The sequence below is a fragment of the Flavisolibacter ginsengisoli DSM 18119 genome, assembly GCF_900129295.1.
GTDB lineage: Bacteria > Bacteroidota > Bacteroidia > Chitinophagales > Chitinophagaceae > Flavisolibacter > Flavisolibacter ginsengisoli.
Map to the genome: position 1 here is coordinate 123,804 of NZ_FQUU01000010.1, position 23,779 is coordinate 147,582.

General features: G+C 40.4%; 22 protein-coding genes. 5 read left to right on the forward strand and 17 right to left on the reverse strand.

Translation table 11 applies throughout. The annotated features are described in order from the left end of the window. Nucleotides 1–4 precede the first annotated feature (4 nt). Nucleotides 5–1,021 (forward strand): PorP/SprF family type IX secretion system membrane protein, encoded by a 1,017-nt coding sequence (locus tag BUA53_RS12700; protein WP_072835758.1) that lies wholly within the window; start codon nucleotides 5–7, stop codon nucleotides 1,019–1,021. A gap of 46 nt (nucleotides 1,022–1,067) precedes the next feature. Here the strand turns inward: BUA53_RS12700 and BUA53_RS12705 are convergent, their stop codons facing one another. From BUA53_RS12705 to BUA53_RS12730, 6 genes are all read right to left on the reverse strand, one after another. Continuing rightward, entirely contained in the window at nucleotides 1,068–2,768 is a 1,701-nt protein-coding gene (locus BUA53_RS12705; protein WP_072835759.1) for a M56 family metallopeptidase, read from the reverse strand. A 3-nt stretch (nucleotides 2,769–2,771) separates the two neighbouring features. Then, nucleotides 2,772–3,158: a BlaI/MecI/CopY family transcriptional regulator gene (locus tag BUA53_RS12710; protein ID WP_072835811.1), complete on the reverse strand. Its 387-nt coding sequence runs from the start codon at nucleotides 3,156–3,158 to the stop codon at nucleotides 2,772–2,774. A gap of 210 nt (nucleotides 3,159–3,368) precedes the next feature. Next, on the reverse strand, nucleotides 3,369–3,830 hold the full coding sequence (locus BUA53_RS12715; protein ID WP_072835760.1) for a YdeI/OmpD-associated family protein: 462 nt from the start codon (nucleotides 3,828–3,830) through the stop codon (nucleotides 3,369–3,371). A 199-nt stretch (nucleotides 3,831–4,029) separates the two neighbouring features. After that, nucleotides 4,030–4,569 carry a WG repeat-containing protein gene (locus BUA53_RS12720; RefSeq protein WP_072835761.1) on the reverse strand — a complete coding sequence of 180 codons (540 nt, stop codon included), beginning with the start codon at nucleotides 4,567–4,569 and terminating at the stop codon, nucleotides 4,030–4,032. Between the two features lie 143 nt (nucleotides 4,570–4,712). Beyond that, nucleotides 4,713–5,360, reverse strand: a complete 648-nt coding sequence (locus BUA53_RS12725; protein WP_072835762.1) for a hypothetical protein — start codon at nucleotides 5,358–5,360, stop codon at nucleotides 4,713–4,715. Nucleotides 5,361–5,502: 142 nt separating this feature from the next. Then, nucleotides 5,503–6,354, reverse strand: a complete 852-nt coding sequence (locus BUA53_RS12730) for a hypothetical protein (RefSeq protein WP_072835763.1) — start codon at nucleotides 6,352–6,354, stop codon at nucleotides 5,503–5,505. 457 nt (nucleotides 6,355–6,811) lie between these two features. Here BUA53_RS12730 and BUA53_RS12735 point away from each other — a divergent pair, with 457 nt between their 5' ends. Beyond that, a complete protein-coding gene (locus tag BUA53_RS12735; protein ID WP_072835764.1) occupies nucleotides 6,812–7,711 on the forward strand; it encodes a hypothetical protein in 900 nt (299 codons plus the stop codon). A 298-nt stretch (nucleotides 7,712–8,009) separates the two neighbouring features. Next, nucleotides 8,010–8,510 (forward strand): DUF3859 domain-containing protein, encoded by a 501-nt coding sequence (locus BUA53_RS12740; RefSeq protein ID WP_072835765.1) that lies wholly within the window; start codon nucleotides 8,010–8,012, stop codon nucleotides 8,508–8,510. Nucleotides 8,511–9,608: 1,098 nt separating this feature from the next. Here BUA53_RS12740 and BUA53_RS12755 read toward each other — a convergent pair. From BUA53_RS12755 to BUA53_RS12785, 7 genes are all read right to left on the reverse strand, one after another. Beyond that, nucleotides 9,609–9,983, reverse strand: a complete 375-nt coding sequence (locus tag BUA53_RS12755) for a hypothetical protein (RefSeq protein WP_072835768.1) — start codon at nucleotides 9,981–9,983, stop codon at nucleotides 9,609–9,611. Nucleotides 9,984–10,133: 150 nt separating this feature from the next. Beyond that, on the reverse strand, nucleotides 10,134–10,631 hold the full coding sequence (locus tag BUA53_RS12760) for a hypothetical protein (RefSeq protein ID WP_072835769.1): 498 nt from the start codon (nucleotides 10,629–10,631) through the stop codon (nucleotides 10,134–10,136). 172 nt (nucleotides 10,632–10,803) lie between these two features. Beyond that, complete coding sequence (locus BUA53_RS12765) at nucleotides 10,804–11,418, reverse strand: hypothetical protein (RefSeq protein WP_072835770.1); 615 nt, start codon at nucleotides 11,416–11,418, stop codon at nucleotides 10,804–10,806. A gap of 207 nt (nucleotides 11,419–11,625) precedes the next feature. After that, nucleotides 11,626–12,363 (reverse strand): hypothetical protein, encoded by a 738-nt coding sequence (locus BUA53_RS12770; RefSeq protein ID WP_072835771.1) that lies wholly within the window; start codon nucleotides 12,361–12,363, stop codon nucleotides 11,626–11,628. 170 nt (nucleotides 12,364–12,533) lie between these two features. Beyond that, entirely contained in the window at nucleotides 12,534–13,094 is a 561-nt protein-coding gene (locus tag BUA53_RS12775; RefSeq protein ID WP_072835772.1) for a hypothetical protein, read from the reverse strand. Between the two features lie 150 nt (nucleotides 13,095–13,244). Then, nucleotides 13,245–13,763 carry a hypothetical protein gene (locus tag BUA53_RS12780; RefSeq protein WP_139256428.1) on the reverse strand — a complete coding sequence of 173 codons (519 nt, stop codon included), beginning with the start codon at nucleotides 13,761–13,763 and terminating at the stop codon, nucleotides 13,245–13,247. Nucleotides 13,764–13,911: 148 nt separating this feature from the next. Continuing rightward, complete coding sequence (locus BUA53_RS12785) at nucleotides 13,912–14,361, reverse strand: hypothetical protein (RefSeq protein WP_072835774.1); 450 nt, start codon at nucleotides 14,359–14,361, stop codon at nucleotides 13,912–13,914. A 1,237-nt stretch (nucleotides 14,362–15,598) separates the two neighbouring features. On the opposite strand from BUA53_RS12785, the gene BUA53_RS12795 reads away from it, so the two are divergent. Then, nucleotides 15,599–16,630, forward strand: coding sequence for an IS110 family RNA-guided transposase (locus BUA53_RS12795; RefSeq protein ID WP_072835776.1), 1,032 nt, complete (start codon nucleotides 15,599–15,601; stop codon nucleotides 16,628–16,630). Nucleotides 16,631–17,056: 426 nt separating this feature from the next. Here BUA53_RS12795 and BUA53_RS12800 read toward each other — a convergent pair whose 3' ends face one another. Further along, complete coding sequence (locus BUA53_RS12800; protein WP_072835777.1) at nucleotides 17,057–17,530, reverse strand: hypothetical protein; 474 nt, start codon at nucleotides 17,528–17,530, stop codon at nucleotides 17,057–17,059. Between the two features lie 718 nt (nucleotides 17,531–18,248). Between BUA53_RS12800 and BUA53_RS12805 the strand changes: the two genes are divergently transcribed. Continuing rightward, entirely contained in the window at nucleotides 18,249–19,190 is a 942-nt protein-coding gene (locus BUA53_RS12805; RefSeq protein WP_072835778.1) for a 1-phosphofructokinase family hexose kinase, read from the forward strand. 155 nt (nucleotides 19,191–19,345) lie between these two features. On the opposite strand, the gene BUA53_RS12810 is transcribed toward BUA53_RS12805, so the two are convergent. From BUA53_RS12810 to BUA53_RS12820, 3 genes are all read right to left on the reverse strand, one after another. After that, complete coding sequence (locus BUA53_RS12810) at nucleotides 19,346–21,601, reverse strand: sodium-translocating pyrophosphatase (protein WP_072835779.1); 2,256 nt, start codon at nucleotides 21,599–21,601, stop codon at nucleotides 19,346–19,348. 193 nt (nucleotides 21,602–21,794) lie between these two features. Further along, nucleotides 21,795–22,880 carry a DNA replication/repair protein RecF gene (gene recF, locus BUA53_RS12815; RefSeq protein WP_072835780.1) on the reverse strand — a complete coding sequence of 362 codons (1,086 nt, stop codon included), beginning with the start codon at nucleotides 22,878–22,880 and terminating at the stop codon, nucleotides 21,795–21,797. Between the two features lie 85 nt (nucleotides 22,881–22,965). Beyond that, complete coding sequence (locus tag BUA53_RS12820) at nucleotides 22,966–23,745, reverse strand: (Fe-S)-binding protein (protein ID WP_072835781.1); 780 nt, start codon at nucleotides 23,743–23,745, stop codon at nucleotides 22,966–22,968. Between the last annotated feature and the right edge of the window lie 34 nt (nucleotides 23,746–23,779).

Here is a 23,779-nt window from a genome sequence, read left to right on the forward strand (position 1 = left end):
CAATATGAACCGATCACTGTTGATATTATCCTTACTCATCACCGGCTCCCTGCATGGTGTAGCCCAACAGCGACCGCATTATACGCAGTATATCCTGAACAATTATATTCTGAATCCTGCTTTATCTGGTATTGAGAATTATACCGATGTAAAGATCAGTGGGAGGGACCAGTGGGTGGGATTGGATGGCGCACCACGGACTATGTATCTTACTGTACATATGCCTATTGGTAAAAAGGATTATAAAACATCTGCTACTTCGTATAATATTCCCGGCGAAAACCCCAGGGGTACCAATTATTGGTCTAATTATACCGCTTCCGAGCCGCACCATGGTATCGGCTTTTCTGTTATGAATGATAAAACAGGGTTGTATAATCGTTTTTCTGCTAATGTTTCTTATGCCTACCACCTGGGCTTATCCGCGCGAACCAATATAGCCGCAGGCTTTGCTGCAGGTATTCAAAGTATCAACCGTGATGGCACCAAATCAACTTTCAATAACAATGATCCTACCGATCCGGCGCAGGGTAATACTTCTGACATTTACCGGGTCAGGCCAGACCTTTCTGCCGGCATCTGGATATATGCTGCAGATTATTTTGTTGGTCTTAGTGCCCAGCAGGTGATCCCGCAAAAAGTTTCTTTTACCGATGACACTTTGGGTTTTAAGATAGTTCCCCATTTGTTTGCCACAGGCGGGCTCAGGTTCCTGCTCAGCGAAGACGTCAATGCCATTCCCTCAGTAATGGTAAAATATGTATCTCCTTTAGACCCTCAATTTGATGTTAACCTGAAGTTGCAGTACCAGGATCTTTTTTGGGTAGGAGGGAGCTATAGATTTAAAGATGGGTACGCGGCCATGTTGGGATTGAACGTTGCGAATTCATTCAATATTGGTTATGCCTACGATTTTACCCGTACTGCACTCAACACGGTAAGCAGGGGCACCCACGAGATCATCATAGGTTTTTTGATCGGTAACCGGTATGGTGATACTTGCCCCAGGAATGTCTGGTAAATGTTTTGAGAGGAACGTGTACCTGGTATTTATAAACTGATGCTAATTACAGGCGGATCACCTTTTTATCAGACTTCAAAGCTTTGATCTTTTCCAGTTTTACCTTAAGGCTGATTTTAGCGTCTCTTATTGCTGACAGGCTCACATCAGGTATCGGGCTGCAGGTAGTAAGCTGTGCATGGGACATTTCTGATTCCACCTTTTCCAGTTGAGAGAGCACCTGGTCACAATTGGTTTGCATGCTATCCAGTTCGATTTCTGTTAAGGCGTTGGACAAATTGGTATTGATCCTTGACCAGTCAATTTTTTCGTATTGTGCCTTTAAGTTCTGCTCAATATGCTGCCAGTTGATCTTTTCCAGTTCTTTATTGTACTGCTGTTGTGCCATGGCCTTTTCTTTCATTGTCATGGCATCTGCAATCTGTGTTTCAACCTCTTTCCATTGCAGGGTTTTCATTACCTTTTTTGTAGCAGCAACCGTCGAAGCCACCTGTTGTTTTTGTTCCTGTGTAAGGGAAGCATCTACATCATCCTGGGCCACCTGGATATAGTTGGATGCCTGTGGATCCACAGAATGTTCTTCAGGTACTACAGTCTCCCTTTGTTTAGGGTAAAGGCTCTTTTCATTAGCTGGTGAACTTATGGCAACGGTAGCCTTTGAAGACATAACAGGAACAGGTGATATGGATTCAGCTGCTGATGCAGTTTCCTCGGCTGAACTGAATAAAGCAAAAGGATTGGCCATGGTATTATAGGCAAACGCATAGTTACCTTGTCTTTTCTTTTCCTTAATGATCAGTACGGAGTTCAATGCTATAATACAGAACAGGGCTGCCAGTACACCGGCCAGTTGACTGAACTGAAATCTTTTTTTCTTTTCCATACCTACTATTTTTTCAATCCTGTTCAATAATGAATTCTTGCCTGTAGCACCTATGGCTAAAATATGCGGGGATGCAGTGGCAGCTTTTTCAAGTGTAAGTAGCGCCGCTGCATAACTTACTTTGTCATACCCGAATTGTAACACCAGTTCATCGCAGCATGATTCCCTTTCTGCTTCAATGTTCTTCATGAATTGTTTAACAAAAGGATTGAAATACAAGATGGTATGGATAATGCTGATAACCAGGTTTACCAGGTAATCGTAGCGTTTTATATGAGAGAGCTCATGGAGTAATACAGCTTCCACCTGCTGAACAGATAAATTATTCAGGCTGGCCACCGGTAATAGAATAATAGGTTTGAGGTATCCAATAGTAAGTGGTGACCTTACAATGCTTGACACATAAACCCTTACCTTTTTGCTGATGTTTAAATTCCCAGAGATCTTTTGCACAAAAAGACGGTAGGTTAGGTCCGCTTTTTTGATGCCTTCTTTTTTGATCTTTTGGACAAACAGGTAATTATTATATAAGCGCAGAGTTGGAAAAGCCAGTAAGCTGAGATAGGCAACAGATGCTGAGATCAGCAGGATGTTTAAAATACTGTCAGTTTCGGGAATAGATTGATCAAAGAATGCTATAGTTGAAACAGGATTACTGGTATAAAACTGTATAAAGCATATGATAAACCAAACAAAGCCGGTAATGATGGCGATAACCGAAAGCTGGTATTTTTTGTGAGACCCGGGTTTGAATAAATAACTAATGGCCAGGAATAAGCACCAGAGCAATGCCATTTGCCAAAAGCTATTAAGTGTGGCCCATCCGAGCGATTGCAGGAAATGGGACTGGCTCCAATTGGCCATAGTTTACTGTTTTTTCAGGTTGTCAATAAGAGTCTGAATCTTGTCCAACTCCTCAGCGGAAACTTTTTGCTCCCCGCTACCCAGTGCCTGCAAAACTAATTGAGTTGAAGATCCTCCGAAAAGAGAATCGATCATTTTATTTAAAAGGTGTTTTTGCGTCTTCTCCCTGTTTACCGCAGGTTGATAAACGTGCGTTCTCATAGACTCATCTCTCTTTACCAGACCTTTCTCGTGCATGATCTGCATGAGTTTAAGCGTAGTGGTATAGCCTACATCCTTAGATTTGGCCAATTCCTCGTGAACTTCCCGCACAGTAGCAACATCCTTATGCCAAAGGATATTAAGTATCTCTAATTCACTTTCCGTAGGTTTAATATATTTCGCCGCCATAAAAAAGCATTTACCGGACGAATATACGACCATTTTCGTATTATAAAAATAGGCCTATTATATTTAATATTTATTAACAGTTTTTAAGGATGAGCGGTTGGAAAACATTTTAAATGAGATTAATTACCGGGGGACCAAACTATCAATAACATTGATAATGCTATAAGAATGGGGTTATTCTCCAGCTTAATAACCCATTTACTCAATCGATTATTTCTTGCCTTCAATCAAATCATTGATAGCTTTTTCCATTCTTCGTTGCCTGGTTTCCTCTGTCCTGGCTTGTCCTAATGGCAATACATACCGTTGTTTGTTACTGTATGATAGTGTTTCAAAGAATTGCCTGGCCTTGCTGTTTTTATCAAGCAATCGTTGGAAGTCTGCCGGCACTTCCACTTCCCGCGGTTTAGTATCAAGTTCTAGTGTCACTTTTACTTTATCACCACCTTTGATACCTGTCTTGCTACGAATATCAGCACTTACACCAATCATAAATTTACCCCCCATTACGGCAATGGTATTTCTGTAAGTAAAATCGTTTACAGTAACAATTACCGGTGGCTTTTTCCCTGCTCCAAGTTTTTCCACCACTTCATCTGGCACATTAATTCCCGTATTGTTTCCCAGTTGCAGTATTGTGGTATTAAAACTTACCTTTTTTGCGTCAGACATAAATATCAATATTTTATTTTAATGGTTTGTACTAGTTTTTTTATTGGAATTAGATGTACTGTAACGTAAAAGTATTAATTAATGTGGAGGTATTATCATTCCTGCACTTTACTTATAATAACAAAAAAAAATGTTCATCAGTCTTGATAAAATCCTCCAGTAGCATTGCAATTTCAGTCTCAGTTACCAGCCGTTTTATTTATCTGGATGGCTGTTTCACCTTTCTTCCTCTTTTGTCAATGTAAAACCATTTGTCGCTAATCCAGGTAGAATATTCTCCAGTTGATTTGGTTTCACAAGTCATGGAGACTTTCGCCTTGCCTTTTTCAAAGGGCCAGGCGCAGGCAAACTGTGGTTGGATAACAACCTTCCCTGTTGCAGCGTCTGCATAGCCAATTTTTTCATCCTTAACTATCCGGAAAAATCCATCTTCAACGTAATCAGGCCCATTGTCAAAAGGGAAAACATTGTATAGGATGTTTTCTTTCCTATCAATTGCAACAAATCCTTTTGGCGGCAACGACACAATAGCATACGTTCGAAAAGTATCGGTAAAGCAAAAAGAATATTTCCCTGCCGGAATGATGATGTCTCCATAAAGGTTCTTATAACCATAGCCATCATTAACAGAATCAATATAAGACACCCATATTTTGTTACCATCTGTTTTCTGTCCAAAAACTCCATGAAAACAACACAGTCCGATAAAGATTAGGAATACAATTCGGTTGGTTATCATAATTGGCTGCCAAGGTTAAAATGTAAATGTGGCATTTGAAAGACGTCGGTTTCAATAAACCACAAAAGCAAAATAGTGATTTAAATTGTTATATTTAATGTCAAGCAACAATTTTAAAAACATTCTGTTGGCAGTAATTTTTTCTATTTGCTGTTATCTTCTTTCATCTCCAGATTCATTTGTTGTCCATACAAAAAAAGTTGTGGAATAAAAAGCAGGAAAACGGATAATTGCCAGGATGAAAAACCTTTACGAGCTATAAATAGGCAAACTATTATAAAGGCAATAACTATTGAAGCAATGTTTATTTTATAAGCTGTTTTCAAATATCCGTTGTCAGCCCAATTACGCCAACTACTTATGACTCTTATATTATTGTTTTTTGCAAACGTTTGTAAGAAGTGTATAAGCTTTAAATTATCATTTGGATCGACTTTGGTGGTGTTAATAAAAACAGTTTTATTATCCGTTATAAGCTTTCGCAGAAAACGTCCGTTGTCTATGACTATAGTTCTGATGTTGGCAAGGGGCAAGTCATCCACTTGTTTGTAATTAAACACAACTTTCTTTTTCCATGTAAAATGCAAATGCTCATTTTTAATAGAAATAGTCAGGTGTCCAACGGTGAAATAATAATAAAGCAATAAATAAATAACGAAAAAAAACAATCCCAAAATAGAACTGCCTATTTGAAATCCTAAAAGAAGCAGCCCTATAAAAGCAAATGGCAAAAGAAAAAGTCCGAACAGAACTCTAGATTGTCTAAATATGGTAAGCTTAAATGGTTGCAAGGTCAAATAAAATTACAGGCAATTAGAAACAGTTTTGAAATGGCAGTGTTACGTATCCAACTACCAGGTTACAGTTAACTAGTCGATTGTAGATATTTCGGTCAATTTATATTCATTAGTCCTGGTTCTGTTAAGCCCATGTTTAGAGTTTATAGTAGATACGTTCTTCAATAAGGTCGCCTTTGTTGTCGTATAAGTATTTCCACATTGATCTATAGCCTGTCCCATAGGATAATTCTTTGATTAATTTATCACCTTTCTTCCATGTTGTTGAAGTAAAGTCCTTCCCGGTAATCACAGTTGTTTCTTTTATGGTTCCATTATTTTCATATTCATAAAATAATTTGTTTAAAGTGTCATTGCTATTAGAAACACTGTAAGAATGATCTAACTGATTGTCAAAATAAATGTAATGGATGGTAGATAACAATTTAGAATTGTTGTCAAGCATCTTTTGCATTGTCAATATGCCTTGATTGTCATAAACATGATAAAGAAAACTAGTGTCATATAATGCTGTTCTTTGAGAAATAAGCCTGGCAGCCTCCTGAGAATTACCTGGGCGGTTTCTTATGCTAATGATAGCTTCTATTTTTAATTTTCCGGAATCATCATAGCTTTTAATGATTGAATCTAGTAGCAATCCATATTTTTTTTGGGCATGTGCCTTCAGTAATCCTTTTTCATTATAATAATCATTGACTTCCCTCCACAATACTTTTCTTCCGCCATTATCAATATCGAAATGCATTTTAGCAATTTGATGGCCAGTTGAGTCATATTTGTAATAGGTTAAACCAGATAACTTATTTGCAAATTCCTGACCATCAGAATAGAGGTAAATTGATTCCTTAGTTTCAATAATACGACCTACATTATCAAGAGCATTTTCATATTTGATGGATTGTGTTAGTTCCCAGCCCTTTTCATCATTCGAGGGAAAGTTACAAGCGAACATTGATATGGGTAGCAATAAAAGGAAGATGTCTTTCATAATTGCGGTTAACGCCCGAAGCGTTTGTGGATTGCTTGTAGTCTGTAGCTTCACCTTAGCCTGGCGTTAATTTAAACAGTTTTTATTACAGAAAGTTAGTATAGCAGGAACTATTTCACAAATATTCGTGTTAGCTGCTTTGCTTTTCTCAAAGTATTTCTTTCTTTTCTTCCCCGATGAGTCACCGCTTTAGTAGCCTGCTTCTTGGAGCCTCTCATGCGGGACTCATGGGCTATCTGTGTTCCGCAATCTTTTCTTCACTCGTACAATACACCATAAAATCCCTGTAACCCCTTTGGCTCCATTTGTAGTAAGTGGCAGAATTACAGCATATTCTATTCTAGGATAACTGCATCGATCAGTTTCTTAAAAAAACTAACAAAATATAATAAAAGGTAAAAGTAATTCCGGCGATGAGTTCCGCGCTGGATATCTTAAAGTTTTATCTGCTGCTGCGGTGACTCATCGGGAAAAGAAAAGCATACTAGGAGGCACTGCCAGCGATGCTGCATTTTCAATTGCAGAAACTTCTGATGGGGGCTATATAATGGCTGGTCAAACAGCTAGTAAAGAAGGAGATGTTAGCAATAACCACGGAAACACGGATGCTTGGGTGGTGAAGCTCGATAGAACTGGAAATAAGCAATGGCAAAAAACATTCGGTGGAACAGGTAGTGAAGGATCTCAATCTATTATTGAAACTTCAGAAGGAGGCTATATTATGGCGGGCTGGACCAACAGCAATGACGGTGACATAACCGGTTACCATGTTGGTTGGGGGATGAACATTGGAAATATAGACGGGTGGGTGGTAAGACTAAACAAAGATGGGAACCTCTTATGGAACAAAGCATTTGGGGGTAGCAGTAGTGATAGAATTAATTCTATTATCCAGGGCATGGATAACAGCTATACAATAGCGGGAGATACAAGGAGTAACTATGACGGTGATGTGGGCGCCAACCATGGTGATGATGATGCTTGGACTGTCAATATAGATAAAGAAGGAAAGATTTTATGGCAAAAAACCCTCGGCGGATCGGATGGGGATATGGCCTATTTTATTACACCTACGCGGGATGGTGGTTATGTGTTGGCAGGTTTTACTTCAAGTAATGATGGTGACGTAAGCGGTAATCACGGTGGCGAAGACGCTTGGGTGGTAAAGTTGGATCAGAGGGGAAACAAACAATGGCAACGGACACTCGGTGGATCAAGCGGCGACATAGCTCGAGCTGTTTTTCAACGTGCCAACGGAAGTTACGTGATGGTAGGATCTACAGGCAGTAACGATGGCGATGTAATCGGTCAGCTCCATGCTGGAGGCGCTTGGATTGTTACAATGAAAGATCATTAATAATAGAATTGAAGTAAATCGCCACTTATGGTCTTCAAATGCGCAATTTTCTTATTCAGGGAGTCTCTTGTAAGGTACTCGCGGATTTATAATGTGTCACTTCACAAAATCTTTGTTTATTCTTAAAGTAGAATAAACAGGAAGTATAAATATAAGCTTCATTGTGTGCTTCTCAGCCAGCACTGGTGCGAACCTATTGTTAGGGGTTGCTTTACTTTAGAACTGATTATTAGCATAAATCTTGGAAGAATCTTTTAGATAGAAGTTTATAACTATATATTTGGGAAAACTAACTATTATGAAATTAGTGGCTCTCTTGGCAACATTTTTATTCATCCATTCTTCGTTTGCTCAAACTACTGTTTTTTCCAAGACATTTGGCACATTAGAATTTATAGAATTGGATCATGGTCTTGCTCATGTAGTAGATGGAACAGTTGAAAATGTACAAAACACCCCCACTGGAACACACGGCTGGCTAAAAGATCTCGAGATTGTAAAAGTTACTGATACCATTGAAGTAGCGCCAAAGGCTAATTTCGGAGTAGTATATATGATCAAAGCAAAAGATACAGTAGATATTGCTGTGGCAATCGAATGGATCTATCCGGAAAAAGTCACAAATGAAAAAGGTGAGAAGTTCAAATCTATAAAGTATACCACGAAGCGGCCTACAAACATTCCATCTGCTTCTTCATACAGTCTTGACGCATCCTACGAAATGGTAAAAGGTGAATGGAAAATGAACATGTATATCGAAAATAAAAAGGTGTACACTAAAACATTTTTCCTTCTTTAATCGTATGACAGTTTTTTCGAAACACCATTGTGTCTACCGGAGTTTCAACTAAAACAGAGTCTTTAGAAAAGGCTACGACCTTGAAATAAGTTCCTCGGGCAATTACTAATGTGTCTCCTTTTGCGGACCAGGCATCTGGAACTATAACATCAAAATCATCATATCTGTATACAGAATCTGTTCTTTTATGATTACGGAAATTGTAATAATAAAAAAAACATTGGCCATTAGGGAGAAACTTATAACAAGAGTTAAGTTCGCCGATAACTTCTTTATCACCAGTAATATCCCAAAAACAGTCACTCTTCAGGACATCATCGAGATGTAAACTTTGGGAACTATTACAAGATAACAAGCAGAAAGTGAAAAATACTATAAAAAGTATATTCATTTAATTAAGATGAAAACAGAAGCAATTTCCACACGCTAATGATTTCAAAGTTGCTGATCTCTATTGCTTTATTGCTGTTCGTTAACCTTTGTGTGTTTAAAAGTGTCAAATAAATCTCGCCAATATTTGTTTGACAAAATTCCTACGTAGTGTCGACCTGAAATTGTCAGATGAATTGCAAGCCATAAAAGAAATATTCCTTGAATTTTTATATCACCTGAAGAATGTCCATTCAAAGAACCTCCGATTGAGTAATAGCTGATGATGGCTGAATATGAAACCACTTTAAATAGTCCGAGAGTTAATGTTAAACCGAGTGCTAATACTCCAGGTTTGTGTCGCCATACAAAAAGTATATATGTTACAGTCAGCATTACCAGGCCAATATAATGTTCGTAGGAGAAAATTATGGTTGTTGTTGATACAGTCCATATCAGAACTATTGTATAAACTGTCAAGATAATTAGAGGTATAAAGTCTATAAGATTCTTGATTTTATCCTTTGTCATAGTTAGAGATGGTCTGACTTGCAATTACAGCCTAACGTTATAGCATTGGTGAAAATAGGGGATTTGATATTCGCCTGACGATGCTAAAGCCGATGCCAAATAAAGATATAAAGTTTAGCGTATGTTTGTCAGTGTTTTTGCCAATGCACACTGTTGCCTGCTGCTTTTCAACCAGAAGCTACTATTAAAGCACGTTCTTCAGCCAAGATTCCATTCGCTCAATTGGTCTACAGGATTCGGCAATCTGCCTTCCAGCCATTGTCTTAATATAGCTGGTGTAAATTCCTTGTCTTTCGATTCGATCACCCATGATAAGTATTCGCCTGGTCCACCATTCAAATAAGGAGCAGGCGAAACAGGGTAAAACAAAGTGGGAAGACGCTCATTTAAAGACAGATAGTTGATTACACAGCCAAATTCTTGAACAACATGCCAGGAAAGAGGGTTAACAATATCAATTTGGAACTTTACCCACCAAAGACCATCATCGCCAATACCTGTTCCAATGGGTGATAGAATAGCAGGCACTCTGGCTAAATAATCAATTAATGGTTGAAATATTAAAGTTTCCATGGAGAATATCTTAATAATCCGGTTCTTGGCAAAGAAGCAAATTTGTATGTTCCGTTACGCTGGCTTAGCACAGAAATTGAATTATATTTTATTGTCCAATATAGCACTTCAAACGCTTTTTTACTATACACATGTTACTGGCTGCCGGTTTCAGTCAAGAATTGGAAATCCTAAAGAGATTTTCCACGTTTTTATGTAGGAGTATTTAAATGTCCCTAAATCTTTTACAGGTTGCAATGCATCCTCAATTTGCCTATGGTTGGAATACATAAAGTCTGTGATTTTTTTCACTGCTTTTTTGTCTTTCACCAAGTACAAGTTTCGAGCATTGCCGCCTTTAATTGGTTCTAAGGAGATAAGTTTGCCGTCGAAATAGTCAAAGTGAAAAGTGCTTCGTTTTCTTGTAAGTTGATTAGTAAAGGTTATTGTTTCATTTTCCGTGTCAATGACTAAAAAGTTAGAGTCAAAGAATAGACGCCCAAAGCCTCCTAACAAAATTATAAGCGCTACAAGAAATAAAATAAGGCCAGCAAGAGTAGTATTGTGAAATCCGAAAACCAAAAAATAGATAATAGCAGATATGCCGCCAATCAATGAAATAACTGTTAGCCAATAACCAAATGTTCTAAATTTTCCTTTTATTACCATTTCAAAATAACATCTTAGCTTGTTGTAACTCCTGTTAGATTAACGCTAACGCTGAAGGTTTTCCCGCAGTGCAGGTAGCCTGTACTACACCAGCTACAGCCTAGTTCTGTCTTTAAATAGCGGTTTACACTTTAAAGATAATTCACAGCCTGTATGCTCGGCAACATGGGTGTTAGCCACCTTGAATTCTTATGAAACTATTGCTTCCACTTTTGAACTGTCCCACGATATATTCTGCCTCAAGAATTAATAGTAAGGCATCATCTTTATCTTTTCTATGCCTAAGCATCTTTGGGTCGTTGCTAATAATGTTTGAGTAATAGACCTTTCGTTGATTTATATAATAACTTGCCTGATAATGAGTTTTATACATGACTTTATTTGACAAATCCCTGGTATCTTCTTTGTCAGTAAAGGAAAGCAACGCTTCCGGGTACTGCTTTATATCGTGTGATAAATTGAAGTCATTATGCTTCACCAAAATAAGTATGGGGGTGGAATTATTATAATAGTAAACCGTCATCTGTGTGCCTCTATCATCTTGGTCTAACCTCACTACTTTATAAACTGAGTCAGACTTTACGTAAAAAGCAAGAAAACCTACACCCCTTTGACTAAGAAGTCCAGTGTAAAAACATGAAAGAGAAGAATCCTTATCAATTCTTCCAGATGACTGACCTATTTTATTAACAAGCGTATCAGCACCTGGTAGCACTTGACAAATTAGCTGTGAACTGAAAGTAGCAGACAGAAAGAGCAATAACGTTATAGCTTTGGAGCACTTCATAAGTTGCGTCTAAAGTGAAAAAGCTTTGTTCAGTGGTTGCACCTAAACTTTGCCTTTGACCAAATGTATTATAGAAAGTCCAAAGCTGAAAACTTGCTTTTCAGAAAGCATTGGTGCAAGCATTCATGTAAAAGTGAAGCCTACCTTCTTAAATTCGGAGGTAAGTTTTGAAAAACGGATTGAAGGTATTATCAGCTGTAAGGAAAACTACTGTGCAGCAACGAAAGCCAGCAACACCAGAATATTTGGAAAACCCTTGAAAGTCAACGTAACTTTATGAGAACAACCAGCTATCTCTTTACATAGGATACCCTTGTTGGCGGTTCGGCTTTCGTTTTTCAAGGTCTTCAACTCATTTTTAGTAATCCAAAGTTCGTGTCCAACTGTGTCGGTTATGTCTCTATATCTTATTATGTCACCAAGAAATTTGGAGTTGTCGAATTTTGTCGGCTTAATGACTGCGAACTCGTAAAAGTGGTCTTCGTGTCTTCCAAGTTTAATGTTGTCAAAATAAATGGTATCGTTTTGAACTCTAAATGTCCCTTTAGTTTCTGTCACACCAAAACAAACCTTTCTCTCGGTGAATGTGAAATTGTGTTTTAGTTTTAGAATTGTCATACAATTAGCTGCTCCTTCACGTTGAGCTACAAGAACATCGTTTCCTTCAAGTTTGTCAAAGTCAACAAGTCCGAATGGTTTATAGAATGTCAATAATAAAACTGCTGTCAACAGTCCAATATTTATAAACCTGCTTTTTTGTTTAAAACGTTCTTTAATAACGAAATAAATTTGTCGCAGTAGAACAATAGCAAGTCCGAAAAACACTGCAGCCAATAGAAGAAAAGCTGGAAACGCAAACAGTCCGAGTTTCCCTTCCCAATAATAAGTCGTATTAACCAACAGAAAGAAGGCAACTGTCGTTATGATTAGTCGTTTACTTTTCAAAGTCGTGTAGTGTGTCGTTGAAGCTGACCGCCAACGGGAAGGGGATTTAAGCAGTATGGGAATTTGGAATACTGCTGTTTCACCCTTTATCCCAAAGCAAAATAGAAATTGTTTTGTTCAAAATATATTCTTCTGCCCATATTGCTTGAAGCCCATGTTAGCAGAGGTTTTTACCAAGCTCCCAGAGGCATCATTATATATCTCTTCCAGTCAGCGCCCTCCTTCTTATAAACGAACAATAGGTTGTATCCAGCCGAATCTCCCACCATGTGGATTAAAGTCAGAAGCGCGTACCTGCCATTACGTATGAAAATAGGTTCGCTAAATTGAAAATACCCTTTGCCCACATTTTTATGGAAATACGGCCATCCCCTTTGTCTGTCATAAAGAATGGCTTGAAGTGTGTCTCTAAGAAGTCCTTTCGAGTTTTCAAACAAACTGTCTTTCCATTGCGCTCGATGGCGACTTTTGAGTTTTTGTAGTACAATTTCATTATCGGCTTTTGTAAGAAAGAGTTTATTCATCTTGGTCTCTTGATCTCCTCCAGACAACTTGCCCGTTATTATGACATTTTGTGCTTCAGAAAAAGAGAGTTCAGATCGCAAGTAAATAAGTGTCCCTGTGTCCTGCCACCGTCTCATGGCATCATAAGTTATTTGGTTGGAAATATCTTGTCCAGAGCTTTGATGGCTTGCTAGTATGAATAAAATGATTGCAGTTAGGGTTCTCATAAAGTCACTGCTAACGGAACGAGGCTTTAAGCAGTACGGGCATTCCGTGCTTCTGCTGCCTCACTTAATTGCAAAAGTAAAATAGCTATTCTTTCGCTGAAAACATATTCCTCCGCCCGTATTGCTAAAAGCCTGCGTTATCACACGTTTTCATTCGCCTTGGTGTATCCAGATATACTTTTTGCCGTTCCAGTAAATGATACCACCTGCAAGAGCTGCTCCATCCTCATAATCTTCTATGATAATACCAGGTCTTGCCAATTTGATTTCTTTGCTGCCTAATATGTCACCGCTTTCTTTGTCAAATTGGGTCTCATAAGCGGTCTTTTTTGTGTAAATTTTCCACTTGTCAGCCCACTTGAAATCTTTGTCGCCACTGCCAAATGCAGTTCCTGCACCAAACAGAAAGTGTTCTCTTGTCCTGCCATGAATCAGAAGAATGCCTTTTCTTTTAGTTCCTTTCTCAATCACCAGAACAGCAATGTCCTGCGTGGCATCACCGCTGAAATCTGCTTGCAGAAACGAAGGTTTGAGAAATGAAGAAATGTCGTACTTCTTGTCCAGTCCTTTACTCTTTATAGCATCAGAAAACCAAGTCGGCAATGTTGGCGTTTGGCTGTGTCCAGCAATGAGCGTCACAAGAAAAATTATCAATAGGAACGGTCTCATAAAATGAGTGCTAACGTAGAACAGATTTCTGAAGCCAAGATATTCTGTGTTTCTTCTGCTTCACTTCTGTTCTATAGCTAATAAAGATATTGGGTTTATCGTTTGTTTGTCAGCCTTGGTTTAAGAAATCTGATGTTGTGTGCAATCGTTAGTGAAAGGATGCCGCCATCTTACCGAGGAATTTATCTGCCTCAGGTTTCTTTTCAGGTGGGAAACTAATGCGCAGGTGATGCATCAGTTTATCCGAAATGATTGTTTTCAAATAAAACACACCTTCATCGTCTGTGCCGCTCACCACAAACCACTTTGACTTTAAGACAGAATAAGTCACACTATTTCTTTGTAATTGATCTTTGTACTCCTGTTGCAATGCTGCCCTCGTTCCTTTGCCGAATGTTTCTACAGTCACCAATAGTGCACTATCCAACGTGTTGTCGTAATACTGAAGTGTTCCAGATGCAACAAGAAGACCCGGCTTGAAATAAGCGGGAAGTAGAAGATGAAAACCATTCTTGTGGTTAATCGATTGCCAATTCTTTTGGGCTGAACAGAGAAAGACCAGATGAAGAGCTATAAAGAAGAAAAATAATCTCACCATTAGCAGTTAGGTTTTGGATTGTATACAACAACGTTTTTTAGCTTTAAGAAGTTGCGGCGTTCATTGATACTGGGCCACAATATTGCACCAAAGCTGCATAAAGGTATTTTGTTCAGCCTTTGCAAGCAAGCCGAATTGCTTAAAGCTGCTTTTGTAGGCATAGCTAATGTGGTTATTGCACCTGTAAAATGCGGAGTATCTGAACTAACAGCAGTATTGGAATTGGTGCTGTCATCAACAAGGTCAATAATTTAATGCTCTGGCTCGGAAAATAACGCCAATTGAGCAATACTTTCCCAGCGACAAAATATGAAATCAGTGCAGATGTCAGAACAGTAGGAATAAAGAATACTATGTTGAACGAAAAATTGTGCGGTGCATAGCCTGGAACAATGCCAAATATGTCCAATCGGAAATAGTTTACTATAAGTGCAGTTGCAACAAGGCAGTCTGCCACTATGGCCCAACGAAAAAGTCGCCGTTGATGTCGATTAGGATGATTTGCAAGATTGTTCGATGTCATTAATTGTTCTTCAAAAATTCAGGCTGGGCATTGCTTGTAACGGTTAACAGCTTTATGCAGTACTGGCATTCATTTCTTCCCCGATGAGTCACCGCTTTAGTAGCCTGCTTCTTGGAGCCTCTCATGCGGGACTCATCGGCTATCTGTGTTCCGCAATCTTTTCTTCACTCGTACAATATACCATAAAATCCCGTAACCCCTTTGGCTCCATTTGTAGTAAGTGGCAGAATTACAGCATATTCTATTCTAGGATAACTGCATCGATCAGTTTCTTAAAAAAACTAACAAAATATAATAAAAGGTAAAAGTAATTCCGGCGATGAGTCCCGCGCTGGATATCTTAAAGTTTTATCTACTGCTGCGGTGACTCATCGTGAAAAGAATTAGTAGGTCACAAATTTCTTTTTTTGAACCTCGTTCATCCTTTGGGTTTGGATAACACCAGTACTTTAAATAAGTATGAAAAGCAATCGTATTTACTGCCTGTTCACCTTCTTCTCCTTGGGAATGTCGAATGTCCATTCTAGTTGTTACTAATATCTGCTAACGGTGACGGCTTTGTGCCTGTGGCGGCATTCCGTGGTTCGTCAGCCGTGAATAAAGATATGTCGCTTATTTAAAAAACTTCAGTTGAGCCTTTGTTCATCCAGCCGCCATAGCACAAAGCATATATGTAAAAGAGTAGCTTACCCTTTTAAAATTCGGAGGTAAGTTATGAAACAACTCTTTATTGGTTTAGACGTCCACAAAAAAACTTGGGCAGTAACCATTCAGGAAGATCATCTCATACTTAAACGGTTCACCATTGACGCAGATGCCGATCTTCTGATTGGCTACGTGGCAAGGCATTTCCCGCATCACCAGGTACAGTGTTGTTATGAATGTTGCTGCTGCGGCTATCATATCTATCATTCCCTTACTGCTGCTGGTTGGCAGGTGCTGGTGGTCAATCCAGGAGACATCGCAAGGGGTAATAAACAAGTAACCACAAAAACAGACAAGGTAGACAGTGCTCACCTGGCAAGAGAACTCGAGGCAGGAAGACTGAAAAGTATTTATATCCCCACTCATAAGCAGGAACAGTTCCGCAGTTTGTTCCGCAGACGTAATGACCTGGTCAAAAGCCTCAGGCGTATTAAATGTCATATTAAGTCCATGCTCTTGTACTATGGAATTGTATTACCAGAAAAATATGACAACATCAACTGGAGTAAGGACATGATCCAGTGGGTGTACAAACAAAGATGGTCTTATGCTCCGGCCACCGAAGCCATGAAAAGCAGGCTGGAAGAATACCTTTTCCTTCGCAAACAGTACCTGCATGTAGGAAATGAATTAAGGAGCTATGCACGCAAGCACTTTAAAAAAGATTATTACCTGCTCAGAAGCGTTCCAGGCATTGGTCCTTTGACAGCCATTGGAATGCTGGCAGAAGTAGGTGACATCAGGAGGTTTAGAAACATTGACCACCTGAGCAGCTATATTGGACTGGTGCCTTCCCTGCATAGCAGTGGAGAAAAAACCTACAGCCGTGGCATTACCTACAGAAGCAAGCGCCTCCTTAGAAGCTACCTTGTGGAAGGAGCCTGGGTAGCAGCTAAGCAGGATCCTTCCCTGATGGTCTATTACGAAGAGAGAAAGGGATGTGATCACAAAAAATTAATTATCAAGCTGGCTGCAAAGACTTTAAGCAGGATCTACCATGTGATCAAAACAGGTGAACGGTATGAACTACTGAAGCCGTAGACCTGATACATAATCTTATTACCTAAGGATCTTAATACTATGCAGAGAGAAAAACTATTTACAAAAGTGGCGACTGTAAAACATCGGTTGCAGATGCGTAAAAGTATATTGCTTCGCAAAGCATACAGCGCCACTTCCTTTTCTTTTACAAATGCCTGCAGCGACCCCAGGGCCGACTGCTTATAGGATGCTGAGACAAAGGTAGTAAGATGATAAAATAAGTAACAACTGAGAAAGAAAAGTAATCAAAAGGGAAACGGATTAATTGTTTTATCAGCTGCCAGGAATACTATTGTGCAACACCAAAAGCCAGCAACACCATAATATTTGGAAAACCCTTGAAAGTCAACGTAACTTTATGAGAACAACCAGCTATCTCTTTACATAGGAACCGATGTTGCCTGCATGTGCTTTTTGTTGGGGCTGTCATTTTTCGTTTTTGATGGAAACCAGTTTTACAAATTTTGAACTTGTTCCTGTCCAAAAAGAGTTTTGCAAAGTTTTGCCTTTGTCAGTAAAGAACACTTCAAAGGATAGTTGATTACTGTCGGCAAATGTGAGGTCAACTTCGTCTATGTCCCACCTGCGGTACTGCCAGGTGCCTTTGCCGAAAGTTTTTACGCTGTCAAGTTTTGCAAGTTCAAACGTCTTGTCCGGGTGAAGGTTGAGCACCACTTGCCCGGAGCTTTCAAGGGCATAGCTGCCAATCAATGATTTTTCATTACTTGCTTCAATCCTGTCCACCATGAACGCATGAAGAAAAGGAAGTGATAAGAGGATAAAACCCAAACCAATTCTTTTCCGTCCGTGTCCTTTGTCGGCGTTAAATCCTTTAAACAGAAGAATGATACCTGTCAGTGGTATTATGATGTAAAGTGGTATCATCCAAACAAACTCCATGAAATGTTCTTTCTGTCTGACGGAACTAAATGAATGCTTGTGTCAGCATTGCAGGCAACGCTTAGTATTTAAGCAATTATACGCAATGTATATTTTTTTAATTAGCTCACTTTCATCACTTTTCCACTGCGCTATTTTTATTGCGCATTGCGCCAATCATCCGTCCCATTCTATTTCCTCTTGTTCCAAGGACTGTCCAGGGCACTTTCACAATCACTATTTTTCTTTGACAGCATTCAAATAATGGCTGGTTTTTAAGTAAGCAGGGCTTGCATGCTCAATTCCCCAACCCTAAAATAAGGTGGCTTGAAAAACAAATAACATATAATTTACCAGGGAACCAAACCCATAGTCAACCTTAAAAGTTAAACCCATTTTAATCCCTCCACTAATAAACGAAAATCACTACAATAGGATACCCTTTCTCTATTCTGTTTATTTACCCTCACCCAGTCCATGGAAAGAGCAGGATATCCCGAAGATATCCCGAGGATATCCCGAGGATAAGCCGACGATAAGCCGACTCTTATAGAGTCGGGATATCCCCGGGACATCTATGGCTGATCCATAGGATATCGTTGGGAAATGGTTGCCTTTGGCAAATTTTAGGGGAGGAAGAAAGTGCAACTGGTGACTGCTTACCCGGGAATACCTGATCGCTGCATTTATTAGATCAACAGCGCATTGCTTTCTCATAGGGGTAGGGTAGCTTTGAGGTATGTCAAAGATCATAACAGTCACGTTTAACCCAACGATAGACAAAAGCACCTCAATAGCTGCCCTGATGCCTGAAAAAAAGCTTAAGTGCGCTGCACCCAGGTTTGAACCTGGTGGTGGTGGCATCAATGTGGCAAGGGCTATCAAAAAGCTGGGGGGAGAAGCTTTGGCTGTTTACCCGGCCGGAGGGTATTCCGGTAAGTTTTTGAATGAATTGATGGCCCGGGAAGGGGTTACCATGCATGCTGTACCGACAAAATCTCATACCCGTGAGAACTTGATCGTGTTTGACAGGTCTACCAGCCTGCAATACCGCTTTGGTATGCCTGGTTCTGAGGTGCTGGAAGAAGAGTGGCGCCAGCTTTTGACTGATATTGAAAATTCCGGAGCTGAATACATCATTGCCAGTGGCAGCCTGCCGCCGGGAATGCCGGACGATATTTTTGGATGGATAGCCGATATAGCCCGTAAGATCAAGGCTAAATTAATTGTGGATACTTCCGGGGAAGCCCTGAAAAAGGCTGTGGACAAGGGGGTATTTCTATTAAAGCCTAACCTTGGAGAACTGAGCTCCCTTGTAGGCAAGGAGGAAGTATCGCACGAATCGGTGGATGAAATAGCCAAAGAGATCATTGGCAGGGATTGTTGCCAGGCCATTATCGTTTCTCTTGGATCGGCGGGGGCACGGTTAATCACAAAAGATGAGGTAATACAGGTGATACCCCCGGTGGTAAAACGCCTGAGCACGGTAGGTGCCGGAGACAGCATGGTAGCCGGTGTTATCTTAAGTTTGTCCAGGGGTATGGACTTAAAGGAAGCCATGAAGTATGGGGTGGCCTGTGGCACAGCGGCTACCTTGAACCCAGGCACAGAACTTTGTAAACCTGAGGATGTGGAAAAACTCTATAAATTAATGAGTACTACGGGTGCTCACCAGCAATAAATGGGTTTAAAGTAAAGCTCATCCAATAAAAGCAACATCAAAAGCCTGAACCTTAATTTCTATAAAGAAAAAACCCTTTCCAATAGGGAAGGGCTTAAAATAAAAGTCCCCCGAAGCAGACCGGGGGAACTTTTTTTGTCTCTCACAAAGCAGAACTATCTTAAATGAATTGTATTTGCTGTTACTGATTTTGAGGCAGTTACTTTTATAGACTGTTCAGTCTTCCATTTCGCTGCACCGGTTTCAGAATTATTTTTTTCTTTGAAAACCGAGGCAAGGGTAGGAGCAATTACCAGGGATACAATGGACATAAGTTTGATCAGGATGTTCATGGATGGGCCTGAAGTATCTTTAAATGGATCTCCAACCGTATCTCCTGTCACTGAGGCCTTATGTGGATCAGAGCCTTTAAAATATTTCTGGCCATTGATATCTACCCCTTTTTCAAAGCTTTTCTTGGCATTGTCCCAGGCGCCACCTGCATTGTTCTGGAACATACCCATCAATACGCCACAAACAGTTGCACCTGCCAGGAACCCGCCTAAAGCTTCCGGTCCAAGCAGAAAACCAATGATCAATGGAGAAATGATAGCGATGGCACCCGGCAGCATCATTTTTTTGATGGATGCTTCCGTGGAGATGGCAACGCACTTATCGTACTCAGGTTTTCCTTTTCCTTCCATAATGCCCGGAATATCGCGAAACTGGCGGCGCACTTCTTCCACCATAGCCATGGCGGCCTCGCCAACCGCACGGATAGCCAGGGAAGAGAAGATGAAGGGGATCATTCCACCTACAAACAGGCTGGCCAATACATTAGCATTGTAAATATTGATACCATCCATTTTAAAACCGTTGGCATTGATCACACCAACATAGGCTGCAAACAAGGCCAGTGCTGTTAAGGCAGCAGAGGCAATGGCAAATCCTTTTCCTGTTGCTGCAGTGGTGTTACCTACTGCATCCAGGGTATCTGTTTTTTCACGTACTTCTTTTGGCAGTTCGCTCATTTCGGCTATACCACCAGCGTTATCTGCAATTGGTCCAAATGCATCGATAGCAAGCTGCATGGCAGTTGTTGACATCATACCCGCAGCAGCAATGGCCACACCGTACAAACCGGCAAAAGCATAAGAGCCATAAATACCGCCTGCTAAAACCAGGATAGGCAGGAAGGTAGATTCCATACCTACCGCTAAACCACCAATAACATTGGTAGCATGACCGGTGCCTGACTGGCGTACAATACTGTTCACAGGGCGTTTGCCCATAGCAGTATAATACTCTGTGATGATACTCATTAAGGTACCCACTACAAGGCCAACGGCGATAGATCCGAATACATTCATTTTGGTAAATGCAAAACCCCTGAGGTACATGTCACCGTCAGGCAGCAGGAAGCTTACCAGGAAAAATGAAGCAATGGCTGATAAAATGATAGAACCCCAGTTACCCATATTCAGGGCTTTCTGAACCACGCTGGTACTGATACCCGCGTTATCTGAAATGCGTACGAAGAAGGTACCGATGATAGAGAATATGATACCTACGCCAGCAATGAGCATAGGCAATAATATAGGGGAGTAGCCATTGAAAGTATCGTTAAGTGCAGTACCGGCATTGTCAGTCACCTCGTGGCCCAATACGATGGTAGCTAATACGGTAGCTACATAAGAACCAAAAAGGTCAGCACCCATACCTGCAACGTCACCTACGTTATCACCCACATTATCTGCAATGGTGGCGGGATTGCGGGGATCGTCTTCAGGAATACCGGCTTCCACCTTTCCTACCAGGTCAGCACCCACATCAGCAGCCTTTGTATAGATACCTCCACCCACACGGGCAAAAAGGGCAATACTTTCAGCTCCTAATGAAAATCCTGTAAGTACTTCTATGGCGCGGGTTACTTCATGACCTGTTGACAGGGCATCCGGAGCAAACCATTTGATCAATACTATAAATAAGCCTCCAAGGCCCAGGACCGCTAATCCTGCTACACCCATACCCATTACAGCACCGCCCGTAAAGGACACATTCAATGCTTTAGATAAAGAAGTGCGGGCAGCATGTGCGGTTCTTACATTGGCTTTAGTGGCAGCACGCATTCCAATATAACCGGCAAGTGCACTAAAGAACGCACCGATAAGAAAAGCCACTGCTATGAACCAATGTGATTCTGCATTCCTGCTTCCCATATAGCCTAATAATATGGCCACAATAATTCCGAAATAAGTAAGGATCTTCCACTCTGCCCTGAGAAATGCCATAGCACCTTCGGCAATGTAATTTGCGATCTCTTTCATTCGGTCCGTGCCAGCTTCCTGTTTACTTACCCAGGCAAATTTCCACAAGGTGTAGAGCAAACCAATTAATCCCATAACGGGAACCAGATAAACGTAAGAATTCATATTGCAGTCTTAAGTTATTTATTTACCCCTCCCGAAGGTTTCGGATTTGAGGACGGCAAAGATAGGGGTTGAAATGTCTGAACCATATTTTATGGCATTTTTTTGAAATGGATATAAGGCAACGTTAGCCTGGAAATGTACCTGTTGTCATATAAAGGAAAAGAAAAGGCAAGCCGGTAGCCTATTGATTTCTTTATAATTCTATCATCTGGAGGGGTTGTCCCAGCGTTTCCAGTTGCACCTGCAGCCTGGTGCAATTGGTATCTGTTATGAATATTTGAGTTTCCTCGTCAGCGCAAACTCTTTGCAACAAGTTAGTAATACGTTCTTCATCCAACTTTTCAAAAACATCATCCAGTAACAATAGGGGCGACAGGTGCTTTTCTTCTTTAATGATCTCCATTTCTGCCAGCTTCAAGGCAAATAACAGGCTTTTGCGTTGACCCTGGGATGCAATGCTTCTAAATGCCTGTTCACTTAATTTGAAAAATAAGTCGTCTTTATGTATTCCCCCGGAGGACCTCTGGATCATCAGGTCCTTTTGTCGGTTATGTTTTAGTAATTCCTGCATGCTCACATGATGCAGCTCTGTTTCATAAAACAGGTTAATGTCCTCGTAGCGCTGGCAAATATCATTGTACAATTGCTTCACCATGGGCAGGAACCTTAAAAGAAATTCGCGCCTCTTTTCGAAAATGTGATCTCCTTCTTTAGCGAGTTGTTCATCAAGGATATCAAGGACAGTGATGTCTTTTGTATAACTATCGTTATAGGAGCGCAGGAAAGAATTCCTTTGTTGCAGTATCTTGGTGTAATCTATCAGGCTTTGCAGGTAGTCATGGTCTAATTGGGAAAGCAGGGTGTCTATGAATTTCCTTCTTTCCTCGCTGCCTCCAATGATCAATTGGATATCATCCGGTGCAATGATGACACAGGGATAGCGACCAATGTGTTTGGAGAACTTCGTATAGAGTTCATCGTTCACGGAAAATTCTTTCTTCCCGGTCTCCCGGAGAATGCAGACCGCTTTTTCCTGCTTTTCATTTAACTGCAGGTGACCTTCAATTCTGAAACCTTCCTGGCCCTGGAGGATATTGTTACTGTCCTGGCGTGTAAAATAGCTTTTAGTAAAACAGAGATAGTGAATGGCATCTAAAAGATTAGTCTTACCCACACCATTACGTCCGCAGATACCTATGATACGCTCAGTGAATTGAAATTCCTGCTGAAAGTAGTTCTTAAACTGGAACAATGATATGGATCTGACTGAAAGACTCAAGCGGGCTGTTTTCTTAAATTAATTGTTATTGCTGCCTACTTCAATGGTTCACCTGGATGAAAATGTATGGTAATGCACTGTGAGCTTATTGGAGAGAAGCCGCCACCAGTTCGGCAATATCCATCACCCGCACATCGGCTTCTTTTTCAGCCGCCTTTACACCATCTGTGAGCATGGTATTGCAAAAAGGACATGCAGATGCTACAATTTGAGAGCCTGTGTCAATAGCTTCATTGGCTCGTTCCCAGTTAACCCTTGTGTTGCCTGGTTCTTCTTCTTTGAACATCTGTGCACCACCGGCACCACAGCAAAAGCCTTGTTTACCACAACGTTTCATTTCCACCAGTTCGGCATCCAGCGCTTCCAGCACTTTCCTGGGTGCTTCATAAACCCCATTGGCCCTCCCCAGGTAGCAACTATCATGGTAGGTGATCTTTCTACCTTTGAATGTACCTGAGTCTTTCAGCCGTATCTTACCTTCATCTATTAGTTGTTGTAAAAAGGTAGTATGATGCATGACCTCATAGGTGCCTCCCAATTCGGGATATTCGTTCTTGAAAATATTAAAGCAATGAGGACAGGTAGTCACGATCTTTTTAATGCCATAGTTATTCAGGGTTTGAATATTCTGGTAGGCCATCATCTGGAAGAGGAATTCATTGCCAGCTCTTCTTGCAGGATCCCCGGTGCACATTTCTTCTTTTCCCAGGATGGCATAGTTGATCTCCACTTTATTTAAAATAGTGGCAAAAGCCTTAGTTATTTTTTGAGCTCTCTGGTCAAAGCTACCGGCACATCCTACCCAAAATAATATCTCCGGTGTTTCACCGGAAGCAAAAAGTTCGGCCATTGTTCTTACCTGCATGCTATAATTTTTCTTCGCTTCAAAAATAAGCTAT

Coding starts and splice junctions, on each gene's coding strand:
- BUA53_RS12805 (WP_072835778.1), top strand. CDS start 18,249: ATGTCAAAGATCATAACAGTCACGTTTAACCCAACGATAGACAAAAGC.
- BUA53_RS12785 (WP_072835774.1), bottom strand. CDS start 14,361: ATGGTGAGATTATTTTTCTTCTTTATAGCTCTTCATCTGGTCTTTCTC.
- BUA53_RS12730 (WP_072835763.1), bottom strand. CDS start 6,354: ATGAAAGACATCTTCCTTTTATTGCTACCCATATCAATGTTCGCTTGT.
- BUA53_RS12795 (WP_072835776.1), top strand. CDS start 15,599: ATGAAACAACTCTTTATTGGTTTAGACGTCCACAAAAAAACTTGGGCA.
- BUA53_RS12765 (WP_072835770.1), bottom strand. CDS start 11,418: ATGAAGTGCTCCAAAGCTATAACGTTATTGCTCTTTCTGTCTGCTACT.
- BUA53_RS12705 (WP_072835759.1), bottom strand. CDS start 2,768: ATGGCCAATTGGAGCCAGTCCCATTTCCTGCAATCGCTCGGATGGGCC.
- BUA53_RS12710 (WP_072835811.1), bottom strand. CDS start 3,158: ATGGCGGCGAAATATATTAAACCTACGGAAAGTGAATTAGAGATACTT.
- BUA53_RS12820 (WP_072835781.1), bottom strand. CDS start 23,745: ATGCAGGTAAGAACAATGGCCGAACTTTTTGCTTCCGGTGAAACACCG.
- BUA53_RS12800 (WP_072835777.1), bottom strand. CDS start 17,530: ATGGAGTTTGTTTGGATGATACCACTTTACATCATAATACCACTGACA.
- BUA53_RS12780 (WP_139256428.1), bottom strand. CDS start 13,763: ATGAGACCGTTCCTATTGATAATTTTTCTTGTGACGCTCATTGCTGGA.
- BUA53_RS12740 (WP_072835765.1), top strand. CDS start 8,010: ATGAAATTAGTGGCTCTCTTGGCAACATTTTTATTCATCCATTCTTCG.
- BUA53_RS12720 (WP_072835761.1), bottom strand. CDS start 4,569: ATGATAACCAACCGAATTGTATTCCTAATCTTTATCGGACTGTGTTGT.
- BUA53_RS12715 (WP_072835760.1), bottom strand. CDS start 3,830: ATGTCTGACGCAAAAAAGGTAAGTTTTAATACCACAATACTGCAACTG.
- BUA53_RS12775 (WP_072835772.1), bottom strand. CDS start 13,094: ATGAGAACCCTAACTGCAATCATTTTATTCATACTAGCAAGCCATCAA.
- BUA53_RS12760 (WP_072835769.1), bottom strand. CDS start 10,631: ATGGTAATAAAAGGAAAATTTAGAACATTTGGTTATTGGCTAACAGTT.
- BUA53_RS12755 (WP_072835768.1), bottom strand. CDS start 9,983: ATGGAAACTTTAATATTTCAACCATTAATTGATTATTTAGCCAGAGTG.
- BUA53_RS12700 (WP_072835758.1), top strand. CDS start 5: ATGAACCGATCACTGTTGATATTATCCTTACTCATCACCGGCTCCCTG.
- BUA53_RS12810 (WP_072835779.1), bottom strand. CDS start 21,601: ATGAATTCTTACGTTTATCTGGTTCCCGTTATGGGATTAATTGGTTTG.